This is a genomic window from Amycolatopsis vancoresmycina (assembly GCF_000716785.1).
Lineage (GTDB): Bacteria > Actinomycetota > Actinomycetes > Mycobacteriales > Pseudonocardiaceae > Amycolatopsis > Amycolatopsis vancoresmycina.
Genome location: NZ_JNYY01000004.1, coordinates 170,616 through 188,477 on the forward strand (window position 1 = coordinate 170,616; position 17,862 = coordinate 188,477).

At 71.2% G+C, this 17,862-nt stretch carries 21 protein-coding genes; 5 read left to right on the plus strand and 16 right to left on the minus strand.

Going from position 1 to position 17,862, the window contains the following annotated elements; genetic code table 11:
* Nucleotides 1–83: 83 nt before the first annotated feature.
* Genes OO60_RS10540 through tsaA form a run of 3 tightly spaced genes read left to right on the plus strand, consistent with a single transcriptional unit; the run spans nucleotide 84 to nucleotide 1,752 of the window.
* Nucleotides 84–923, plus strand: coding sequence for an LLM class flavin-dependent oxidoreductase (locus tag OO60_RS10540; RefSeq protein ID WP_004560414.1), 840 nt, complete (start codon nucleotides 84–86; stop codon nucleotides 921–923).
* On the plus strand, nucleotides 920–1,345 hold the full coding sequence (locus OO60_RS10545) for a nucleoside deaminase (RefSeq protein WP_004560412.1): 426 nt from the start codon (nucleotides 920–922) through the stop codon (nucleotides 1,343–1,345). Before OO60_RS10540 ends, OO60_RS10545 begins: the two co-directional genes overlap by 4 nt.
* On the plus strand, nucleotides 1,342–1,752 hold the full coding sequence (gene tsaA, locus OO60_RS10550; RefSeq protein ID WP_004560410.1) for a tRNA (N6-threonylcarbamoyladenosine(37)-N6)-methyltransferase TrmO: 411 nt from the start codon (nucleotides 1,342–1,344) through the stop codon (nucleotides 1,750–1,752). The genes OO60_RS10545 and tsaA overlap by 4 nt, the downstream gene beginning before the upstream one ends.
* Here tsaA and OO60_RS10555 read toward each other — a convergent pair whose 3' ends face one another.
* The 10 genes from OO60_RS10555 to nucS form a co-directional block, all read right to left on the minus strand.
* A complete protein-coding gene (locus tag OO60_RS10555; RefSeq protein WP_033261271.1) occupies nucleotides 1,753–3,519 on the minus strand; it encodes a 3-hydroxyacyl-CoA dehydrogenase family protein in 1,767 nt (588 codons plus the stop codon).
* 119 nt (nucleotides 3,520–3,638) lie between these two features.
* The gene (dhaM, locus tag OO60_RS10560) at nucleotides 3,639–4,310 is read right to left on the minus strand and encodes a dihydroxyacetone kinase phosphoryl donor subunit DhaM (RefSeq protein WP_033261272.1); all 672 of its coding nucleotides are present in this window, start codon (nucleotides 4,308–4,310) and stop codon (nucleotides 3,639–3,641) included.
* Nucleotides 4,307–4,936, minus strand: a complete 630-nt coding sequence (dhaL, locus tag OO60_RS10565; RefSeq protein WP_003054294.1) for a dihydroxyacetone kinase subunit DhaL — start codon at nucleotides 4,934–4,936, stop codon at nucleotides 4,307–4,309. Before dhaL ends, dhaM begins: the two co-directional genes overlap by 4 nt.
* Nucleotides 4,936–5,937: a dihydroxyacetone kinase subunit DhaK gene (gene dhaK / locus OO60_RS10570; protein ID WP_003054293.1), complete on the minus strand. Its 1,002-nt coding sequence runs from the start codon at nucleotides 5,935–5,937 to the stop codon at nucleotides 4,936–4,938. Before dhaK ends, dhaL begins: the two co-directional genes overlap by 1 nt.
* A 67-nt stretch (nucleotides 5,938–6,004) precedes the next feature.
* A complete protein-coding gene (locus tag OO60_RS10575; protein ID WP_240490552.1) occupies nucleotides 6,005–6,997 on the minus strand; it encodes a DUF3558 domain-containing protein in 993 nt (330 codons plus the stop codon).
* Between the two features lie 47 nt (nucleotides 6,998–7,044).
* Nucleotides 7,045–7,329 (minus strand): hypothetical protein, encoded by a 285-nt coding sequence (locus OO60_RS10580; RefSeq protein ID WP_003054289.1) that lies wholly within the window; start codon nucleotides 7,327–7,329, stop codon nucleotides 7,045–7,047.
* A 9-nt stretch (nucleotides 7,330–7,338) separates the two neighbouring features.
* A complete protein-coding gene (locus OO60_RS10585; RefSeq protein WP_003054286.1) occupies nucleotides 7,339–9,036 on the minus strand; it encodes a sodium:solute symporter family protein in 1,698 nt (565 codons plus the stop codon).
* Nucleotides 9,037–9,237: 201 nt separating this feature from the next.
* On the minus strand, nucleotides 9,238–10,014 hold the full coding sequence (locus OO60_RS10590) for a hypothetical protein (protein ID WP_033261273.1): 777 nt from the start codon (nucleotides 10,012–10,014) through the stop codon (nucleotides 9,238–9,240).
* Between the two features lie 383 nt (nucleotides 10,015–10,397).
* A complete protein-coding gene (locus OO60_RS10595; RefSeq protein WP_003054284.1) occupies nucleotides 10,398–10,613 on the minus strand; it encodes a DUF1653 domain-containing protein in 216 nt (71 codons plus the stop codon).
* 1 nt (nucleotide 10,614) lies between these two features.
* Nucleotides 10,615–11,274, minus strand: coding sequence for an endonuclease NucS (gene nucS, locus OO60_RS10600; RefSeq protein WP_003054282.1), 660 nt, complete (start codon nucleotides 11,272–11,274; stop codon nucleotides 10,615–10,617).
* Between the two features lie 37 nt (nucleotides 11,275–11,311).
* Here nucS and OO60_RS10605 point away from each other — a divergent pair, with 37 nt between their 5' ends.
* Entirely contained in the window at nucleotides 11,312–11,857 is a 546-nt protein-coding gene (locus OO60_RS10605; RefSeq protein ID WP_003054280.1) for an NUDIX domain-containing protein, read from the plus strand.
* Here OO60_RS10605 and OO60_RS10610 read toward each other — a convergent pair.
* The 4 genes from OO60_RS10610 to OO60_RS10625 form a co-directional block, all read right to left on the minus strand.
* Nucleotides 11,829–12,293 carry a DUF2867 domain-containing protein gene (locus tag OO60_RS10610; protein ID WP_003054275.1) on the minus strand — a complete coding sequence of 155 codons (465 nt, stop codon included), beginning with the start codon at nucleotides 12,291–12,293 and terminating at the stop codon, nucleotides 11,829–11,831. The genes OO60_RS10605 and OO60_RS10610 overlap by 29 nt on opposite strands.
* On the minus strand, nucleotides 12,290–12,790 hold the full coding sequence (locus OO60_RS10615) for a TetR/AcrR family transcriptional regulator (protein ID WP_240490550.1): 501 nt from the start codon (nucleotides 12,788–12,790) through the stop codon (nucleotides 12,290–12,292). The genes OO60_RS10610 and OO60_RS10615 overlap by 4 nt, the downstream gene beginning before the upstream one ends.
* Before the next feature lie 66 nt (nucleotides 12,791–12,856).
* Entirely contained in the window at nucleotides 12,857–13,624 is a 768-nt protein-coding gene (locus tag OO60_RS10620) for an enoyl-CoA hydratase-related protein (protein WP_003054270.1), read from the minus strand.
* Nucleotides 13,603–14,589, minus strand: a complete 987-nt coding sequence (locus OO60_RS10625) for a GlxA family transcriptional regulator (RefSeq protein ID WP_033261274.1) — start codon at nucleotides 14,587–14,589, stop codon at nucleotides 13,603–13,605. The genes OO60_RS10620 and OO60_RS10625 overlap by 22 nt, the downstream gene beginning before the upstream one ends.
* Before the next feature lie 72 nt (nucleotides 14,590–14,661).
* On the opposite strand from OO60_RS10625, the gene OO60_RS10630 reads away from it, so the two are divergent.
* Nucleotides 14,662–15,219: a cysteine hydrolase family protein gene (locus OO60_RS10630; protein ID WP_003102624.1), complete on the plus strand. Its 558-nt coding sequence runs from the start codon at nucleotides 14,662–14,664 to the stop codon at nucleotides 15,217–15,219.
* Here the strand turns inward: OO60_RS10630 and OO60_RS10635 are convergent.
* Nucleotides 15,212–17,230, minus strand: coding sequence for a protein meaA (locus tag OO60_RS10635; protein ID WP_081655957.1), 2,019 nt, complete (start codon nucleotides 17,228–17,230; stop codon nucleotides 15,212–15,214). The two genes, OO60_RS10630 and OO60_RS10635, sit on opposite strands and share 8 nt — an antisense overlap.
* A gap of 93 nt (nucleotides 17,231–17,323) precedes the next feature.
* The gene (locus OO60_RS10640; RefSeq protein ID WP_003102627.1) at nucleotides 17,324–17,845 is read right to left on the minus strand and encodes a hypothetical protein; all 522 of its coding nucleotides are present in this window, start codon (nucleotides 17,843–17,845) and stop codon (nucleotides 17,324–17,326) included.
* Between the last annotated feature and the right edge of the window lie 17 nt (nucleotides 17,846–17,862).

Consider the following 17,862-nt stretch of genomic DNA (forward strand, 5'->3'; position numbering starts at 1 on the left):
TACCGTGGGATCCACGGCCGAAGCGGCCGGACACCGTGATCGTTCCCTTCCGGAACCGGGCAAATCGTCGATAGCCTTTGCGTGTGAAGATCGGCGTGAACGTCCCCAACTTCGGGCCCGGCACGGACCCAGGCGTACTGCGCGCCTGGGCGCAGACGGTCGAGGGGCTCGGCTTCGACCTGCTGATGGTGTCCGACCACGTCGCCATCACACCGGACGTCGCCGGGCAGTACCCGGCGCCGTTCTACGAGCCGTTCACGACGCTGTCCTGGCTGGCCGGGGTGACGCAGCGGGTGCGGCTGGGCACCACCGTGCTGGTGGTGCCGTACCGGCATCCCCTGCTGGTGGCGCGGATGGCGGCGAACCTCGACGCGCTCAGCGGCGGCCGGTTCGTGCTCGGCGCCGGGATCGGCTGGGCGAAGCAGGAGTTCGACGCGCTGGGCGTGCCGTTCGAGCGGCGCGGGAAGCTCACCACCGAACACCTGCGGGCCATCCGCGCCGCCTGGGCCGACCGCGACGACTACCGCGCGGGGCCGATCCCGCTCTGGCTCGGCGGGCACAGCGACGCGGGGCTGCGCCGCGCAATCGAACTCGGCGACGCGTGGCACCCGCTGCGGCTGACGCCGGCCGGGTTCCGCGAAGGCTTGGCACGCCTGGAAAAGCTGGCCGGCGACCGTCCGGTGCCCGCCTTCGCGCCCCGGATCCTGCTGCGGGTGACCGGCGCCCCGGTGACCGGGCCGGACCGGCGTGCCGGCGAAGGCACGCTCGACCAGGTCATCGACGACCTGGCACAGCTGCGGGCCTTGGGTGCGGACACCGTCGTGCTCGACCCGTTCGACTCGGACCCGGCCGAGACCCTCCACCCGGAGGTGGCGTGGCGGGACCTCGCGGCGGTGGCCGCATCCTGGAAGGAGAACCGGTGAAGGACACCGAAGAAGCCCTGCTGCGGCGGGCGATCGAGCTGGCCCGTGAGGCGCGCGAGGAACACGGCAACCCACCGTTCGGTTCCCTGCTGGCCGACGCCGACGGGAAGATACTGGCCGAGGACCGCAACACCTCGTTGACGGACAACGACATCACGGCCCACCCGGAGCTGAAGCTGGCCCGCTGGGCGGCGCAGCACCTCGACCCGGAAACCGCGGCGGCCACGACGATGTTCACCAGCACCCAGCCGTGCGGCATGTGCACCGGCGCGATCGAGCGGTCCGGGCTGGGGCGGGTCGTGTACGCGCTGTCGACGGAACAGTTCCTCACGCTGCGCCCGCCGGTGACGTGGGGCTACCGGACGGAAGGCCCGGCGCTGTTCGACGAGGCCCGCGTGCCGATCGAAGGCTATTACCGGTGACGAGCTACGACGTGCGGCCGGTGGCGCGCATCGAGTCGCCCCTGACCGACCTCGCCGCGGCCCCGAAGCAGGGCGACGAGGGCGCGCCACCGGCCCGCGTGGTGTTCGACCCGGCGTTCCACGCCGCGGCCGCCGACCTCCGCCCGGGCGATCGCCTGGTGCTGCTGACCTGGCTGCACGCAGCCGACCGCGAAGTCCAGGCGGTCCACCCGCGCAGCGACCCGGACCGGCCGCGGCAGGGCGTGTTCTCGACGCGGTCCCCGGACCGCCCGAACCCGATCGGCCTCCACACCGTCACGGTGACGGCGGCGGAGAACGGCACGCTCACGGTGACCGGCCTGGAGGCGATCGACGGCACGCCCGTCCTGGACGTGAAGCCGGTCCTCGGCGAGGTCGCCGGGCGCTGATCAGTAGTCCTTGAAGCCCTTCCCGGTCTTGCGGCCCAGCCGCCCGGCCGTCACGAGGTGCTCCAGCAGCGGCGCCGGCGCGAAACCCTCTTCGCGGAACTCGTTGTACAGCGTCCGCTGGATGGCCAGCGAAACGTCGAGGCCGACGACGTCCAGCAGCTCGAACGGGCCCATCGGCAGGCCGCAGCCGACCTTCATGGCCGTGTCGATGTCGTCCGCGCCCGCGTAGTGGGCTTCCAGCATCTTCACCGCGTCGTTGAGGTACGGGAACAACAGCGCGTTGACGATGAACCCGGCGCGGTCGCCGCAGTGCACCGCGTGCTTGCCGACCGTGGCACAGACCGCGCTCGCCGTCGCCACCACGTCCGGGGCGGTCGCGATCGTCGACACCACTTCGACCAGCTTCATCACCGGGGCCGGGTTGAAGAAGTGGAGACCGACCACATCGGACGGCCGGGACGTCGCAGCCGCGCACTCGATCACCGGCAACGAGGACGTCGTCGTCGCCAGGACCGCGCCCGGGCGGACCACCTCGTCGAGCGCCGCGAACACCGCCCGCTTCACCGGCAGCTCCTCGGCCACCGCCTCGACGACCAGGTCGACGTCGGCCAGCGCCTCGAAGTCGGTGACCGGGGTGATGCGGGCCAGCGTCGCCGCGGCGTCCTCTTCGGACAGTTTGCCCCGGACCACGGCCTTGTCGAGCGACTTCTTGACCCGGGCCACCGACCCCTGGGCCTTCTCCAGGCTCCGCGCGCGCAGCACGACGTAGAGGCCGCGCTTGGCGAACACCTCCGCGATGCCGGTGGCCATCGTGCCCGTGCCGACCACGCCCACCCGCGCCACCGGGCGCGGTGGCACCGCGTCCACTGTGGACACCACAGCGGAGGAGACCACGGTGGGCGAATCCGGGGCGTCGTAGGTGTAGAAGCCCCGGCCGGTCTTGCGGCCGAGCAGGCCCGCCGTGATCATCTGCTTGAGCAGCGGCGCCGGCGCGTGCAGGCGGTTGCGGGACTGGTGGTACATCGTGTCGAGGATTTCGTTCGCGGTGTCGAGGCCGATCAGGTCGAGCAGCGCGAGCGGGCCCATCGGGTAGCCGCAGCCGAAGCGCATCGCGGCGTCGAGGTCCTCGCGCGTGGCGTAGCGCTGCTCGTACATCCGCACCGCGTGGTTGAGGTAGCCGAAGAGCAGCGCGTTGGCGATGAACCCGGCCCGGTCGCCGATCACCACCGGCACCTTGCCCAGCCGCTCGGCGAACTCGACCACCTCGGCGACCACGTCCGGCTCGGTCACCACCGTCTTGACGATCTCGACGAGCTTCTGCACCGGCGCCGGGTTGAAGAAGTGCATCCCGACGACCTTGCCGGGGCGGGTGGTGTGCACGCCGATCTCGGTGATCGACAGCGACGACGTGTTGGACGCGAAGACGACCTCGGGCCGGGTGATCTTGTCCAGCTCGGCGAAGACGTCGGCCTTCGCCGCCAGGCTCTCCGGGATCGCCTCGATCACCAGGTCCACTTCGGACAGATCCGACAGCGACGTGCCGTAGCGGATCCGGCCGAGCAGCGCGGTCCGCGCGGCCGCGTCCAGCTTGCCGCCGGAGAGCGCCCGTTCGGTGGAGTGCTCCAGGTGATCGCGGCCGCGCGCCACCCCGGCCTCGTCGAGTTCGACCGTGACGACGTCGAGCCCGCTGCGCGCGAGCACCTCGGCGATTCCGGAGCCCATGGTGCCCAGGCCGACCACACCGACCGTCGAGATATCCCGCGCCATCGAGGCCTCCAGAGATGTTACTCGCTGGTAATTGCCCCGATAGTGCCACGCGGCACCGCCGGAAGCCCAGACGGAATCGAGTCAGTACGGCTCAAGTCACCCGGTCGGCGAGGTCGGCTTCACTCGCCGAAATTGCCGTCCACCAGCTCCTTCGCCTTCTCCAGCGCCGCGGACGCCTGCGGGCCGCGCGCCCGCACGCGGATCCGGTCCCCCTGCCGCGCACCGAGCGCCATCAGGGCCAGGACGCTGTGGCCGTCGGCCTCCTGGTCGCCGAGCCGCACGGTCACCTCGGTGTCGAACTCGCTGAGCGTGCGGACCAGCACCGCGGCGGGCCGGGCGTGCAGCCCGACCTCGTTGCGCAGCTCCAGCTCGATTTCGGCGCCGTCGCCGGTGGCCTCGGCCGGCGCCAGGTCCTCGGGGATCCCGGCCGCCGCGGCCGCCTCCGCCACCGCCTTGCGGTCCTGGCCCGCCTGGGCCGCGACCGCCGCCGCGATCGCGCCCTCGACGAGCGGGCCGTCCGCGACGGTCGCGGCCGACGGGTCGGCCAGCGACTCGACCGCGAGCTCGGCGGTCATCTGCGCGCTGCCGAGGTCGTAGAGCAGCACGACGCCGTCACCGCGGTCGGCGCGCTGGGTGGCCGCGACGACCTCGTCGTAGTCCGTGCCGATCGAGCCGTCGGCGAGGCCGCCGGCCGGCACGATGGTGACGTCCGGCGCCATCTGGGCGGCCAGCTCGGCCAGTCCTTCGGCGAGCTTCGCGCTGTGCGACACGAGCACGATTCCCACGCTCACCGGGCGGCCTCCGCGAACGCCCGCAGCAGCAGCGCCGACGAGCGGGCGCCGGGGTCCAGGTGCCCCACCGCGCGCTCGCCGAGGTAGGACGCCCGGCCCTTCCGCGGCACCAGGTCCACAGTGGACTCCGCGCCGCCGTCGGCCGCGTCCGCCGCGGCGGTCAGCACCGCGGCGGCGTCCCCGCCGTCCGCAGCCGCCTTCTCCGCCGCCGACACCGCCGGGATCAGGGCGTCGACCATGGTCGCGTCGCCGCCCACGGCCTTGCCGCGGGCCTGGACGCCTTCGAGGCCGGCGCGCAGCGCGTCCACCAGGGCCGGGACGTCGAGCTCGCCGGCCGGCCCCACTTTGGCCGAGGCGCGCAGGAACGCCGTGCCGTACAACGGCCCTGCGGCCCCGCCGACCTTGGAGATCAACGTCGTCGCGACGAGCTTCAGCACCCCGCCCGGGGTGTCCGGAACGGCGGAATCGAGCGCCGCCACCACGGCCGCGAAGCCGCGGTTCAGGTTCTCCCCGTGGTCGCCGTCGCCGATCGCGCGGTCGAGGTCGATCAGCTCCACGCGGTGTTCGGCGACCACCGCCGCGGCGGCGCGCACCGCCACCGCGACCCCTTCGGCCGTGCAGGCCATCAGAGCCCCCACCGCAGGGCCGCGGTGTTGACCGGGGCGTCCCACAGCTCGGTCAGTTCGTCGTCCAGTTTCAGCAACGTCAGGCTCATCCCCTGCATCTCGAGGCTGGTGATGTACGGGCCGACCAGCCGGCGCTCGACCACGATCCCACGGTCGGCCAGCAGCCGCTCGGCGATGCCGTGGGCCAGGTAGAGCTCGACGAGCGGGGTGCCGCCCATCGAGTTGGTGAACAGCAGCACGCGGTCACCCGAGGCGAAGGGCAGGTCCGACACGACCGCCTCGACCATCCGCGCCACCAGTGCGTCGGCCGGCTCGGCCGGGATCCGTTCGCGGCCGGGCTCGCCGTGGATGCCGATGCCGAACTCGATCTCGTTCTCGTCGAGGTCGAAGCTGGGGGTGCCGGCGTGCGGCACGGTCGGCGCGGTGAGCGCGACGCCGATCGACCGGACCTGGCCGATCACCTTCTGTGCCAACGCGGTGACGGCGTCGAGCGAGTCGCCGCGCTCGGCGGCGGCGCCGGTGAGCTTCTCCAGCAGCACCGTCCCGCCGACCCCGCGGCGGCCCGCGGTGTACGTCGAGTCCTTGACCGCGACGTCGTCGTCGATCACGACGCTGCGCACCTCGAGGCCCTCGGCGGCGGCCAGCTCGGCGGCCGTCTCGAAGTTCAGCACGTCGCCGGTGTAGTTCTTCACGATGAGCAGCGCGCCCGCGTCGCCGGTGGTCGCGGTGACCGCGGCCTGCACGGCGTCCGGCGTCGGCGAGGTGAACACCGCGCCGGGCACGGCGGCGGCGAGCATGCCCCGGCCGACGAAGCCGCCGTGCAGCGGCTCGTGCCCGGACCCGCCGCCGGAGATGACGGCGACCTTGCCCGCGACCGGCGCATCGGCTCTGATCACGACATCCGGGTCGTACTGGACGCGGAGGACGTCGGCGTGCGCGGCGGCGAGCCCCCGCAGCGACTCGGCAACCACGTTCGCCGGATCGTTGATGATCTTCTTCACGGCAGCCTCCGGCACATCGGCGGGTGGGGTGTCCCCTTCCTACCTCGCCGCGCGGCCCGCCGCCAGATCAGGGTTTGGGGAGCTTGGTGACCACGTTCTTCGCGACGGTCACCGCCTTGGCGCACGGATCGGCGTCGTTGTCGTCGTACCCCTGGTAGTCCACCTGGGCCAGTTCGACGTCGTCGCCCTGCCACGGCCGGTGCTGCCACTGGACCTTGCACCGCGCCGAGCCCCCGGTCTGCGGCTTCTGGAACGCGGTCACGCCGTTGCCGAGGTCCACCTTGGAGTAACCGTCGCCGACGAGCGGCGGCAGGCCCGGCAGGAACCCGACCGTCACCGACGGACCCCGGTCCTTCCACTCGCACGAGTGCAGGCCCGAAGGTGCCGCCTTCGCCGACGGCACGGCGGCGGTCACCACCGCCGCGTCGGCCATCGCGCACGGATCGGCGGTCAGCACGGTCCCCGAGGGGGTCGAGTACTTCTCCGGCGAGTTGTGCAGCTTCTGGACGACGGCCTCGGCGAACGTCTGCCCGGGACGGCAGGGATCACCGGCGTAGGTGACCGACACCGCGAGCCCGACGTCCGGGTTCAGCGCCGTCATCACGGCCACGGTGCAGTCGGTGTCGCCGGTCTTGTTCACGCGCAGCGGCAGCCCGCCGACCGCCCCGGCCGTCTTGTCCGCCCGCGGCACCACGGTGCTGCCGATCTCCAGCTCCAGCCGGATCTCCTTGCCGCCCGGGTCCTTCACCTTGTTGCGGCAGGTGTCGAAGGCGATCGACGACGGCGACGGGTCGTCGTCGACCGTGCCGAGGCCCAGCGCCCCGAGGGCGTCCTTGGTCAGGAACTGGCACGGCTGGATCGTGCGGAGCACGGACGCCGCCACCGCAGCGTCGGTGATCGGGCCGTCGGCGGCCGGGCCGGAGCCGGCCGCCGCAGGCACCGTCGTCCGGGCGAAGTTGGACTTGCCGAGGTCCGGCCCGCACGCCGTCAGCGGCAGCGCGAGGGCGGTGACCAGCAGGAACAGCTTCGGGAACCGGCGGTGCCGGACGTCTGGGAACACGCCGAGCACGGTAGCGGCCGGTGCGCGCCGCTGTCCGGACAACCCGGTTATTCGCCGGCGACGGCCGCTGTGTCGTCGCTCTCGGTCGCCGCGGGCACGACGAGCGGCCGGACCAGGGCCCAGACGACGAACAACGCGGCCACCACCAGCATGCCGATCCCGGCCCACAGGTTGATGTTGACGCCGGCGGCCTTCGCGATCTCCTCGGCGGAGGTGACCCAGATGCCCATGATGGTGAGGATGACGCCGTAGACGCCGATCAGCAGGGCGATGATCAGCCGGATGTCGAAGGCGCCGGCCTTGTGTGCGCGCGGCTGCGACTCGGTAGCCATGCCGTCCTCCTAGAAAATGGCGTTGAGGGCGATGGTCAGGATGAGCACGATGCCGGCGAGCAGGCCCGGCTTGCGGTACCAGCCCGCGTTCTCGCCGGTCGAGTCGTGCTCACGGGTTTCCTTCGGCGTGAGCGAGTAGACCAGGCCCACCAGCTCCTCGTCCGGCTTCGGCCGCGTCGCCAGCGAGACGGCGACGCTGATCACGATGTCGACGACGAACGCGGTCCCCGCGGCGACGAAGCTGATGCCCTGGCCGGTCAGGCCGAGTACGCCGAGCTTCGACAGCGCCCAGACGGTGACCGCGGACAGGGTGCCGAACACCAGGCCGCTCCAGCCGGCGTGCGGGGTCATCCGCTTCCAGAACATGCCCAGGATGAACGTCGCGAACAGGGGCGCGTTGAAGAAGGAGAACAGGTCCTGCAGGTAGTTCAGGATGTTGCCCGAGTTCGACGCGATGAACGCGGTGAAGATCGCGAGGACCGTGCCCGCGGAGGTCACCACCCGGCCGAGGCGCAGGTAGTACCCGTCCGGGCGATCCTTCTGGATGTAGGTCTGCCAGATGTCGTAGGTGAACACCGTGTTGAACGAGCTCAGGTTCGCCGCCATCCCGGCCATGAACGAGGCCAGCAGGCCCGCGATGGCGATGCCGAGCATGCCGTTCGGCAGCAGGTCGCGCATCAGCAGCAGGAGCGCGTTGTTGAACGTGACGCCGCTTTCGGCGGTGCCGCCGTCGAGCAGCACCTGCTTGTCCTTGACGTACTCGGACACGGTGACCGCGGCGATCATGCCGGGGATGATCACGATGAACGGCACGAACATCTTCGGGAACGCGCCGATGATCGGCGTGCGCCGCGCGGCCGACATGCTCTTCGACGCCATCGCGCGCTGGACCTCGACGAAGTTCGTCGTCCAGTAGCCGAAGGAGAGCACGAACCCGAGGCCGAACACGATGCCCAGCACCGAAAGCAAGCTGTTGCCGAAGCCGGTGAGGTTGTCACCCGGCCACGAGTGCAGCTGCGCGGTGCCGCCCGGGCTGTTGGTGACCTTGTCGACCAGGCCCTGCCAGCCGCCGACCTTGACCAGGCCGATGATCGTCAACGGCACCAGCGCGATCACGATGACGAAGAACTGCAGGACCTCGTTGTAGATCGCGGCGGACAGGCCGCCGAGCGCGGTGTAGGAGAGCACGATCGCGGCGGCGACGATGATCGACACCCACAGCGGCCAGCCGAGCAGCAGGTTGACCACGCTGGCCAGCAGGAAGAGGTTCGCGCCCGCGATGAGGATCTGGGCCGCGGCGAAGCTGATGCCGTTGACCAGGTGGGCCGGCTTGCCGAAGCGCCGCCGCATGAACTCGGGGACGCTGCGGACCTTCGAGCCGTAGTAGAACGGCATCATCACGATGCCGAGGAACAGCATCGCCGGAATGGCGCCGATCCAGAAGTAGTGCACGGTCGGCAGGCCGTACTGGGCGCCGTTGGCCGACATGCCCATGACTTCGACCGCGCCGAGGTTCGCCGAAATGAACGCGAGGCCGGTGACCCAGGCGGGCAGCGACCGGCCGGACAGGAAGAAGTCGAGGCTGCTCGACACCTGCCGCCGCGCCAGGTACCCGATGCCGAGCACGAGCACGAAGTAGAACGCCAATTCGATGTAGTCGATCGCGCTCGCGTCGAGTCGCAGGTTCGCATCGGCTAGGACGAGCACCCGACCCACCTCCGGCAGTAACTTTTTCAAGCAGGACAACATCCGACAGGAATCACCAGCATCCTGTCGGATCCGGACAGTACTGCATGGATTCAGGGTCGGCACGCTGACGTGTCCACAATGGCCGGAAGGCGCGTCTCCCCCGGCTTTCACCAGGGGAAACGCGCCTTCCCTTTCACGCGCCGCGGGAGCGGCCGGGCGTCAGCGATCGGTCGGGACCGCGATCTCGCCTTCTTCGTCGATCAGCTTGGCGAGCACCGCATCGGGCAGGTACGTCCGGTGCGGGAAGCTCGGGCCCCACGAGTTGAGGATCGGCACGGCGCCGAGCGCGTCGGCACGCGCGTTGCCGAGCACGGAGTGCACGTCGTCGACCGACTTCGCCCAGCGGAACGCCTTGATGCCCTGCTTGGCCTCGGGGGTGTACTTCTCCCGCGCCTGCCAGTCGTCGTTCGCGTACGAGTCGTCCCATAGGACGTGCCCGGTCTCCTTGAGGACCTCGGCCGCGGCCCGGACCGACGTGCCGTTCTCGTCGCCCGGGTTGGTCTCGGGCCACTCGTCGCGCTTCTTGGCCGCGTCCCAGAGCCAGCGGGCGGTGTACTCGCTGCCGTTGTAGATCGACATGCACCGGGACCAGCCGAAGCCGACGCAGGCGCCCTCGTGCCCCTGGTCGTAGAACGCGTAGTAGGCGTCGGTGTCCGGGGTGCCGCCCGGTTCGAGGCAGACGCAGTGACCGCCGCGGATCCGGCCGAGCTTCGCGACGCCGCCCTTCGCGATGAAGAACTCGCCGGAGGTTTTGTCCTGTTCCGGCTCGTCGAAGGCCGAGTACCAGTTGACCCCGATCACGACCGGCGACCGGGTGGGCCGGTCCTTCTCGGCCAGCGCACCGAGCGGATACCTTTCGACGTGCCGCCAGTCGTCCGGAATGAACCGGCCCAGGCGCGGGTCGGCCGGATCGGAACCGAGTGGGCGATAACGCATGACTTCCTCCTCCGTGCAGGCGAAAAGGCGCGCACACCGGCCGGCTGGCATGCGCACACGAGCTCGAAGGCGGACCTGACGTTGGCACGACGAAAACGAAGACGGCCGAGCGCACCACCCTCCGGCCACACCGGACGCACCGGCGGAACCCCTCGAATCGAGTGTGGCACGGCACGACCGAATAAGATCCCGATCTCACCCGAACAGCGCAGGAATCGCGGTGAAAAAGTTTCGATTCACTGCGCGGCGGCCTATCGGGTCAACGATTTCCTGGCGGAGTAATAATCACCGAATCAGATACACCGATTTCCGCATCGATTCGGTATCGGCCCCGAGACCCGCCCGTCCGGGCAGTCACGAGGGCGGGTTTCCACGAGCGAGGGTCAGTCCGTCACGCGCCTGAAGCGCGGCACCGACCCACCGGGCGTCTCGACCGTCTCCGCGAACATCGCGGCCGGGCGCACCCACAGGCCGCGCTCGCCGTAAAGGGCGCGGTACACGACCAGTTCCTCTTCGGTCTCGCTGTGCCGGGCCACGCCGAGCACCTCGTACTCGCCGCCCTTGTAGTGGACGTACCGGCCGGGCTCTCCGCCGAACACGTCAGAACAGCCGGAACTCGTCGGACTCGATGCCGCGGAGTTCGTCGTAGTCCAGTGTCAGGCAGCGGATGCCGCGGTCCTCGGCCAGCGTGCGGGCCTGCGGCTTGATGATCTGGGCCGCGAACACGCCCTGCACCGGGGCCAGCAGCGGGTCGCGGTTGAGCAGTTCCAGGTAGCGCGTCAGCTGCTCGACGCCGTCGATTTCGCCGCGGCGCTTGATCTCGACCGCGACCGAACGGCCGTCGGCGTCGCGGGCCATGATGTCGACCGGGCCGATCGCCGTCGGGAATTCGCGGCGGACCAGCGTGTAGCCGTCGCCGAGGGTCTTGATGTGCTCGGCCAGCAGTTCCTGCAGGTGCGCTTCGACGCCGTCCTTCTGCAGGCCCGGTTCCGCGCCGAGGGCCTGGGAATGGTCGTGGAGGACCTCGTCGATCGAGATCACCAGCTTCTCGCCCTGCTTGTTCTCCACGATCCAGAGCTTGCCGTCCTCGATCAGCCAGCACGGCGGGCTCATCCAGTTCAACGGCTTGTACGCACGGTCGTCGGAGTGCACCGACACCGAGCCGTCGGACTTGACGAGCAGCAGGCGGGTGGCCATCGGCAGGTGGGCGGTCAGCCGGCCGGCGTAGTCGACCTGGCACCGCGCGATCACGAGACGCACCCGAGGAGGGTAGGACAGGGTCGGTGATACTGGGCGCGTGGACCCCATTCAGCGTGTCGCGTCCCGCGAGGTGTACCGGAACAACTGGATGACCGTGCGGGAGGACGAGATCCGCCGCTCCGACGGCTCGGCCGGCATCTACGGCGTGATCGACAAGCCGACGTACGCGCTCGTCATCGCCCGGGACGGCGACCGGTTCCGGCTGGTCGAGCAGTTCCGCTACCCGCTCGGGCAGCGGCGCTGGGAGTTCCCGCAGGGCACCGCGCCGGACCTCGCCGACGTGCCGCCGGGCGAGCTCGCCGCGCGGGAGCTGCGCGAGGAGACGGGCTTGCGCGCGGGCTCGATGGTCCCGCTCGGCAAGCTCGACGTCGCGGCCGGCATGAGCAGCCAGCGCGGCTGGGTGTTCCTCGCCACGGACATCACCGAAGGCGAACCGGAGCGCGAGCACGAGGAGCAGGACATGCGCAGCGCGTGGTTCGACCGCGAGGACATCGACAAGATGATCGTCACCGGCGAGATCACCGACGCGCAGTCGATCGCCGCGTGGGCCCAGCTCATGCTGGCCGAGCGGCACCGGCCTTGAGCATCCCCCGGATCACCAGGTGGTGGAACGGCTTGATGAGCGCGAAGTAGGCCGGGCCGACGCGGTTGTGGAAGTGCACGATGGTGCCGAGCCGGAAGCCGCGCGGCAGCGCCTCGACCGTCAGGTACGCGGTCAGGTGGCTGTCGTCCACGCCGGCCACCAGGTAGCGCTCCGGATCGCCGGACCGGACGGTGAAGAACGCCACGCGGTCGCCGGGCGCGAACCCGATGTCCTCCGGCCGGAGGCGGCCGGTCCGCGGCACGGACGCGGTGTCCAGCCGCAGCGCCTTGGCGAGCACGTACCGGACGCCGAACAGGGCTTTCACCCAGGCCGGCGACCACCCGAACACGCCGGCGACGAACTCGCGCAGGCTGTTCTCGCTCTCGATTTCCTTGAACTCGACGTAGTCGGCCCCGTCGGCGTACGGCTCGGTCATTTCCGTCTCCCCAGTACGAGTTCCAGCGCGTTCTTGAGCCCGCGGCCGGTCAGCGGCGGCACGACCTGCCCGGCGCCGACGACGACCAGGTACAGCGCCCGCGCGAGATCCGCGTCGCCGCTGATCTCGGTCAGGTAGGCGACGCGGGTGGCGTCCACGCGCTCCTGGACCGCGCGCGCTTCGGCGTCCTGCAGGGCCCACGCCCGGACGGCGATCTCCAGCTCCGGGCCGGGTCCCGGCGCGAGGACCAGGCTCAGCAACACGTGCAGCCGGTCCTCTCCCGCCCCTTCGGCCTGCTCCACGAACCGCGTGGTGCGTTCGGTTTCGAAGTGCTCCAGCAGGGCCGTGCGGTAGCCGCCCATGCCCTTGAAGTGGTGGTAGAACGAGCCTTTCGACAGCCCGAGCCGCTCGGCGAGCCGCTCGATCGTCACCGCCGGGGCGCCCTGCTCCGCCAGCAGCACCAATCCCGCGTCCAGCCAGTCCCGCTTGCCCGCCATGGCCATACCATACCGTATGGTACGTTCTGCAGTCACGGAAAAATTTCTGTGACGAACCGGGACGGTTCAGTCCGGCCAGGAGGGCTTGCGCTTCTCCAGGAAGGCCGCCATACCCTCGCGTGCGCCGGGCAGCTGCGACGCCGCGGCCATGACCTCCAGCGCGATCGCGTACGCGTCGGCTTCGGGCCGGTCGAGCTGGGCGTAGAGCGTCACCTTACCCATCGCCTTGCTGGCGCGGCTGCCGCGCGTCGCACGGGCCAGCAGCTCCGCGACGGCGTCGTCCAGCTGCTCGTCGGGGACGACCCGGTTGACCAGGCCCCAGTCCAACGCCGTGGGCGCGTCGATGACGTCGCCGGTCAGCGCCAGCTCCATCAGCCGCTTGCGGCCGATCGACCGCGCCACCGGCACCGCCGGCGTGTGGCAGAACCAGCCGCCCTTGCCGCCCGGCAGCGCGAACCCCGCCGACTCGGCGGCCACCGCCAGGTCGCACGACGCCACCAGCTGGCAGCCCGCCGCGGTGGCCAGGCCGTGCACCCGCGCGATGACGACCTGCGGGATCGACTGCATCGTGTGCATGAGCTCCGTGCACAGCGTCAGCAGCTCGCGCACGCCCATCAGGTCGCGGGCGGCGACGTCGCCGAAGTCGTGGCCGGCCGAAAACACCGGGCCGTCGCCGGCCAGCACGACACCGGTCGCGTCGGACGTGCCGGCCTCGCGGAAGGCCGCGAGCAGCTCGGCGAGGTGGTCCGCGGACAGCGAATTGCGCCGCGCCGCCCGGTTCATGGTGATCGTGACGGTGTCGCCGTCGCGCTTCACGAGGAGGTGCTGGTACATGCCTCGACGGTAGCGCCTGCGGACCGGAACGTGCGCCGGTAGCTGTCCGGGCCGACGCCGACTTCGGCGCGCATCCGCCGCCGCAGGTTCGCCGCCGTGCCCAGGCCCGACCGCTCGGCGACGCGGTCGACCGGCAGCGACGTCGTCTCCAGCAGCCGCTGCGCGTACCGGACGCGCTGGACGCGCAGCCAGCGTCCCGGCGTCACGCCGGTGGCCGCGGCGAACTCGCGGTGGAACGTCCGCTCGCTCATCCGCGCGTGCCCGACCAGGTCCTCGACGCCGATCCCGGCGGCCAGCCGGGCCAGCGCCCAGTCCATAGTGGACGCCAGGCCGGGCTGGGCCGCCGACGGCGGCAGCGGGTGGTCGACGTACTGCCGCTGGCCGCCCTCGCGCGCCGACGGCATCACGAGCCGGCGCGCCAAGGCAGCGGCGACGTCGGCGCCGTGGTCGCGCCGGACCAGGTGGAGGCAGAGGTCGAGGCCGCCGACGACACCCGCGGACGTCAGGACGCCGCCGTCGTCGGTGTAGAGCACGTCGCGCTGCAGGTCCGCGCGCGGCGCGGCGCGAGCGAGCGTGTCGAGGTCACGCCAGTGCGTGGTCGCCGGGCGGCCGTCGAGCAGCCCGGCGGCGGCCAGCGTGAACGCGCCGGAGCACAGCGCGGCGACGGTCGCCCCGGCCCGGTGCGCCCGGCGCAGCGCCGCGACGGCGGCCGGCGGAACCGGCGCGCCCGGGTCGTCGCGGCCCGGCGCCAGCACGAGGTCACAGCCGCCGAGCCCGGCGAGCCCGTGCGTGGCCGCGACGTCACCGAACGGCGACAGGGGCGTGCGGACCCGGCCGGGGCTGCACAGCCGGACCGTGAACGGGCCGATCCCGCTGTCGGTCCGGTCCTGGCCCCAGACCTCGCCGAGCACCGCGAGGTCGAACACCCGGGTACCCGGCAGCAGCAGGACGCCGATCGTGCGCATGGCAGGAAAGTACCGCATCGCGCACCTTCTGCCACTCCCCGCGGCCCCGCGCAAGCCGCGAAACTCGACGGCATGACCGAAACGGCACTCATCCTGATCGACGTCCAGCGCGGGTTCGACGAGCCGGGCTTCTGGGGTCCGCGCAACAACCCGGGCGCCGAAGCGAACATGAAGGCCCTGCTCGACGCGTGGCAGGAAAGCCGGCTCCCGGTGGTGCTCGTGCACCACGATTCGCGGGAACCGGGCTCGCCGCTGCGGCCCGGACAGCCGGGCAACGACTTCAAGCCCGAACTCGACGGGGCGCGGCCGGACCTGGTGTTCGGCAAGCAGGTCAACTCGGCGTTCCTCGGCGACGTCGACCTCGACGCGTGGCTGCGCAAACGCGGCATCACGAGCTTCGTCCTGGGCGGCATCCAGACGAACTTCTGCTGCGAAACCACCGCCCGGATGGGCGGGAACCTCGGCTACGACGTGACTTTCGCCCTCGACGCGACGTTCACGTTCGACCTGCCGGGCCTCGACGGCGACGTCGTGACCGCGGACGAGCTGTACCGCGTCACGGCGGCGAACCTGGCGAACCAGTTCGCCACCGTGAAGTCCACAAAGGACATCCTGGCCGGGCTCAGCTGAGGCCGTGCCGCTCCCGGACCAGGTCCACGATGCCGGCCATGATCCCGGTGAGCTCGTAGTCCTTGGGCGTGAACACCCGGGCGACGCCGCGTTCGAGCAGCAGCGCGGCGTCGTCCGGCGGGATGATGCCGCCGACGATCACCGGCACGTCCCCCGCGCCCGCGGCCCGCAGGCCGTTGACGACCTGCGGGACGACCTCCAGGTGCGAGCCGGAGAGCACCGACAGGCCGACGACGTGCACGCCCTCCTGCACCGCGGCCGCGGTGATCTGCTCGGGGGTCAGCCGGATGCCCTGGTAGACGACCTCGAAACCGGCGTCGCGCGCCCGGACGGCGACCTGCTCGGCGCCGTTGGAGTGCCCGTCGAGGCCCGGCTTGCCGACCAGGATCCGCAGCCGCTCGCCCAGTTCCGCCTCGGTTTCCCGGACCCGCGCGCGCACCCGCTCCAGCTCGGGGTCGCCCGTGCCGGCGACCGCGGAGGCGGAAACCCCGGTGGGCGCCCGGTATTCGCCGAACACCTCGCGCAGCGCGCCCGCCCACTCGCCGGTGGTCACGCCGGCCCGCGCACAGTCCACAGTGGCCTCGAAGAGGTTTTCCGCGGTCTGCGCGCGCTCCTTCAGCGTGGCCAGTGACCGTTCGACGGCGGCGTTGTCGCGCTGGCCACGCCATTCCTCGATGGCCTGGATGGCGGCCTTCTCGGCGGCGGGGTCGACCGTCTCGATCGCCTTCGCGCCCTCGGCCTGCAACGGCGACGGCTCGGTCGTCTCGAACTTGTTCACCCCGACCAGGACGCGCTCGCCGTGCTCCATCCCGCGGCGGTACTCGGCCAGCGAAGCGACCAGCTGCGACTTCATGTAGCCGCTCTCGACCGCGGCGACCGCGCCCCCGAGGTCCTGCACGCGGGCGATCTCCTCACGGGCACCGGCCATGATCTCGTCGACCTTGGCCTGGATGACGTGCGAGCCGTCGAAGATGTCCTCGTACTCCAGCAGGTCGGTTTCGAACGCGAGCACCTGCTGCATCCGCAGCGCCCACTGCTGGTCCCACGGCCGGGGCAGGCCGAGGGCTTCGTTCCAGGCCGGCAGCTGGATCGCGCGGGCGCGGGCGCCGCGGGAGAGCGACACCGCGAGCATCTCCAGCACGATCCGCTGGACGTTGTTCTCCGGCTGCGCCTCGGTCAGCCCGAGCGAGTTGACCTGGACGCCGTAGCGCAGGCGACGGGCCTTGGGGTCCGTCACGCCGTAGCGGTCGCGGGTGAGCTCGTCCCAGAGCGCGGTGAACGCGCGCATCTTGGACATCTCCTCGACGAACCGGACACCGGCGTTGACGAAGAAGGAGATCCGCGCGACGACCTTCGCCATGTCGGCCTGGTCGACCTGCCCGGAGTCGCGGACCGCGTCGAGCACGGCGATCGCGGTGCACAGCGCGTACGCGACCTCCTGCGTCGGCGTCGCACCGGCTTCCTGCAGGTGGTAGCTGCAGATGTTGATCGGGTTCCACTGCGGGACGTGGTGCACGGTCCACGCGATCACGTCGGTGATCAGCCGCAGGCTCGGCCCCGGCGGGAAGATGTAGGTCCCGCGGGACAGGTACTCCTTGATGATGTCGTTCTGGGTGGTGCCGGCGAGCTTCGCGAGCACCTCGTCGACGTCGCGGCCCTCGGCCTCGGCCTGCTCGCGCGCCACGGAGACGTACAGCGCGAGCAGCCACATGGCCGGCGCGTTGATGGTCATCGACGTGTTGGCCTCGGCGAGCGGGATGCCGTCGAACAGCTGCCGCATGTCGCCGATGTGCGACACCGGCACGCCGACCTTGCCGACCTCACCGCGCGAGAGCTGGTGGTCCGGGTCGTAGCCGGTCTGGGTGGGCAGGTCGAAGGCGACCGAAAGGCCGGTCTGCCCCTTCGCGAGGTTGCGCCGGTAGAGCTCGTTCGATGCGGCCGCCGAGGAATGTCCCGCGTAGGTTCGCATCACCCACGGGCGGTCTCGTTCTCGATCCGTTGGGTACGGCACGGGGCACCTCCGGCGGTGGGCGATCCGTCGAGTGTACCCGCCGGTAACATAGCTGGGCAGTGGAATCGGACACGTCCGGGTGACGACTGGCGCTCAATGCCAGTCCTGCTCCTCCTCGATCAACCGGCAGAGCCGGGCGGCGTCCGGCACGGTGAACAGCTCGATCGGGACCGACCCGTTCCGCACCGGCACCGGGACGCCGAAGACGTTCACCGACGCGTCGAGCCGCCTCAACGTCAGCGTGCCGGTGCCGTCCTGGCCGGGATCGAGGATCGGCGGCTCCAGGTCGCTCAGGTACTCCTCGCGGGTGCGGCCCGAGACGCGGTCGGCGACCAAGACGCGCTGATCGGTCACCGTGTACACCGCGCGGCGCGTCGTCCGGAGCCGCCAGAGCACCGGTCCCCAGGCAATGGCGAGACCGAAGGCCGCGAAGACCGCGGCCACGACGGGGAACCCGCCGGCCGGGTCCGACAGCCCGGCGGCCACCGGCCCGGCCACCAGGAGCGAGCCCAAGGCCATGCGGAACCACTCGCGGCCGGTCGGAACGACGCGACGGGACCGTCCCGACCACAGCAGTCGCTCCCCCGGCAGCAGCACGATGATCGGTTCTTCCACGGCGGCCTCCCGGCGTT

Bases quoted from the DNA above. Each gene is read 5' to 3' on its own strand.
- OO60_RS10555 (WP_033261271.1), bottom strand. From the start codon at position 3,519: ATGGCGCGGGATATCTCGACGGTCGGTGTGGTCGGCCTGGGCACCATG.
- dhaL (WP_003054294.1), bottom strand. From the start codon at position 4,936: ATGGCCTGCACGGCCGAAGGGGTCGCGGTGGCGGTGCGCGCCGCCGCG.
- OO60_RS10580 (WP_003054289.1), bottom strand. From the start codon at position 7,329: ATGGCTACCGAGTCGCAGCCGCGCGCACACAAGGCCGGCGCCTTCGAC.
- OO60_RS10590 (WP_033261273.1), bottom strand. From the start codon at position 10,014: ATGCGTTATCGCCCACTCGGTTCCGATCCGGCCGACCCGCGCCTGGGC.
- OO60_RS10610 (WP_003054275.1), bottom strand. From the start codon at position 12,293: ATGACCGAGCCGTACGCCGACGGGGCCGACTACGTCGAGTTCAAGGAA.
- OO60_RS10615 (WP_240490550.1), bottom strand. From the start codon at position 12,790: ATGGCGGGCAAGCGGGACTGGCTGGACGCGGGATTGGTGCTGCTGGCG.
- OO60_RS10620 (WP_003054270.1), bottom strand. From the start codon at position 13,624: ATGTACCAGCACCTCCTCGTGAAGCGCGACGGCGACACCGTCACGATC.
- OO60_RS10625 (WP_033261274.1), bottom strand. From the start codon at position 14,589: ATGCGCACGATCGGCGTCCTGCTGCTGCCGGGTACCCGGGTGTTCGAC.
- OO60_RS10630 (WP_003102624.1), top strand. From the start codon at position 14,662: ATGACCGAAACGGCACTCATCCTGATCGACGTCCAGCGCGGGTTCGAC.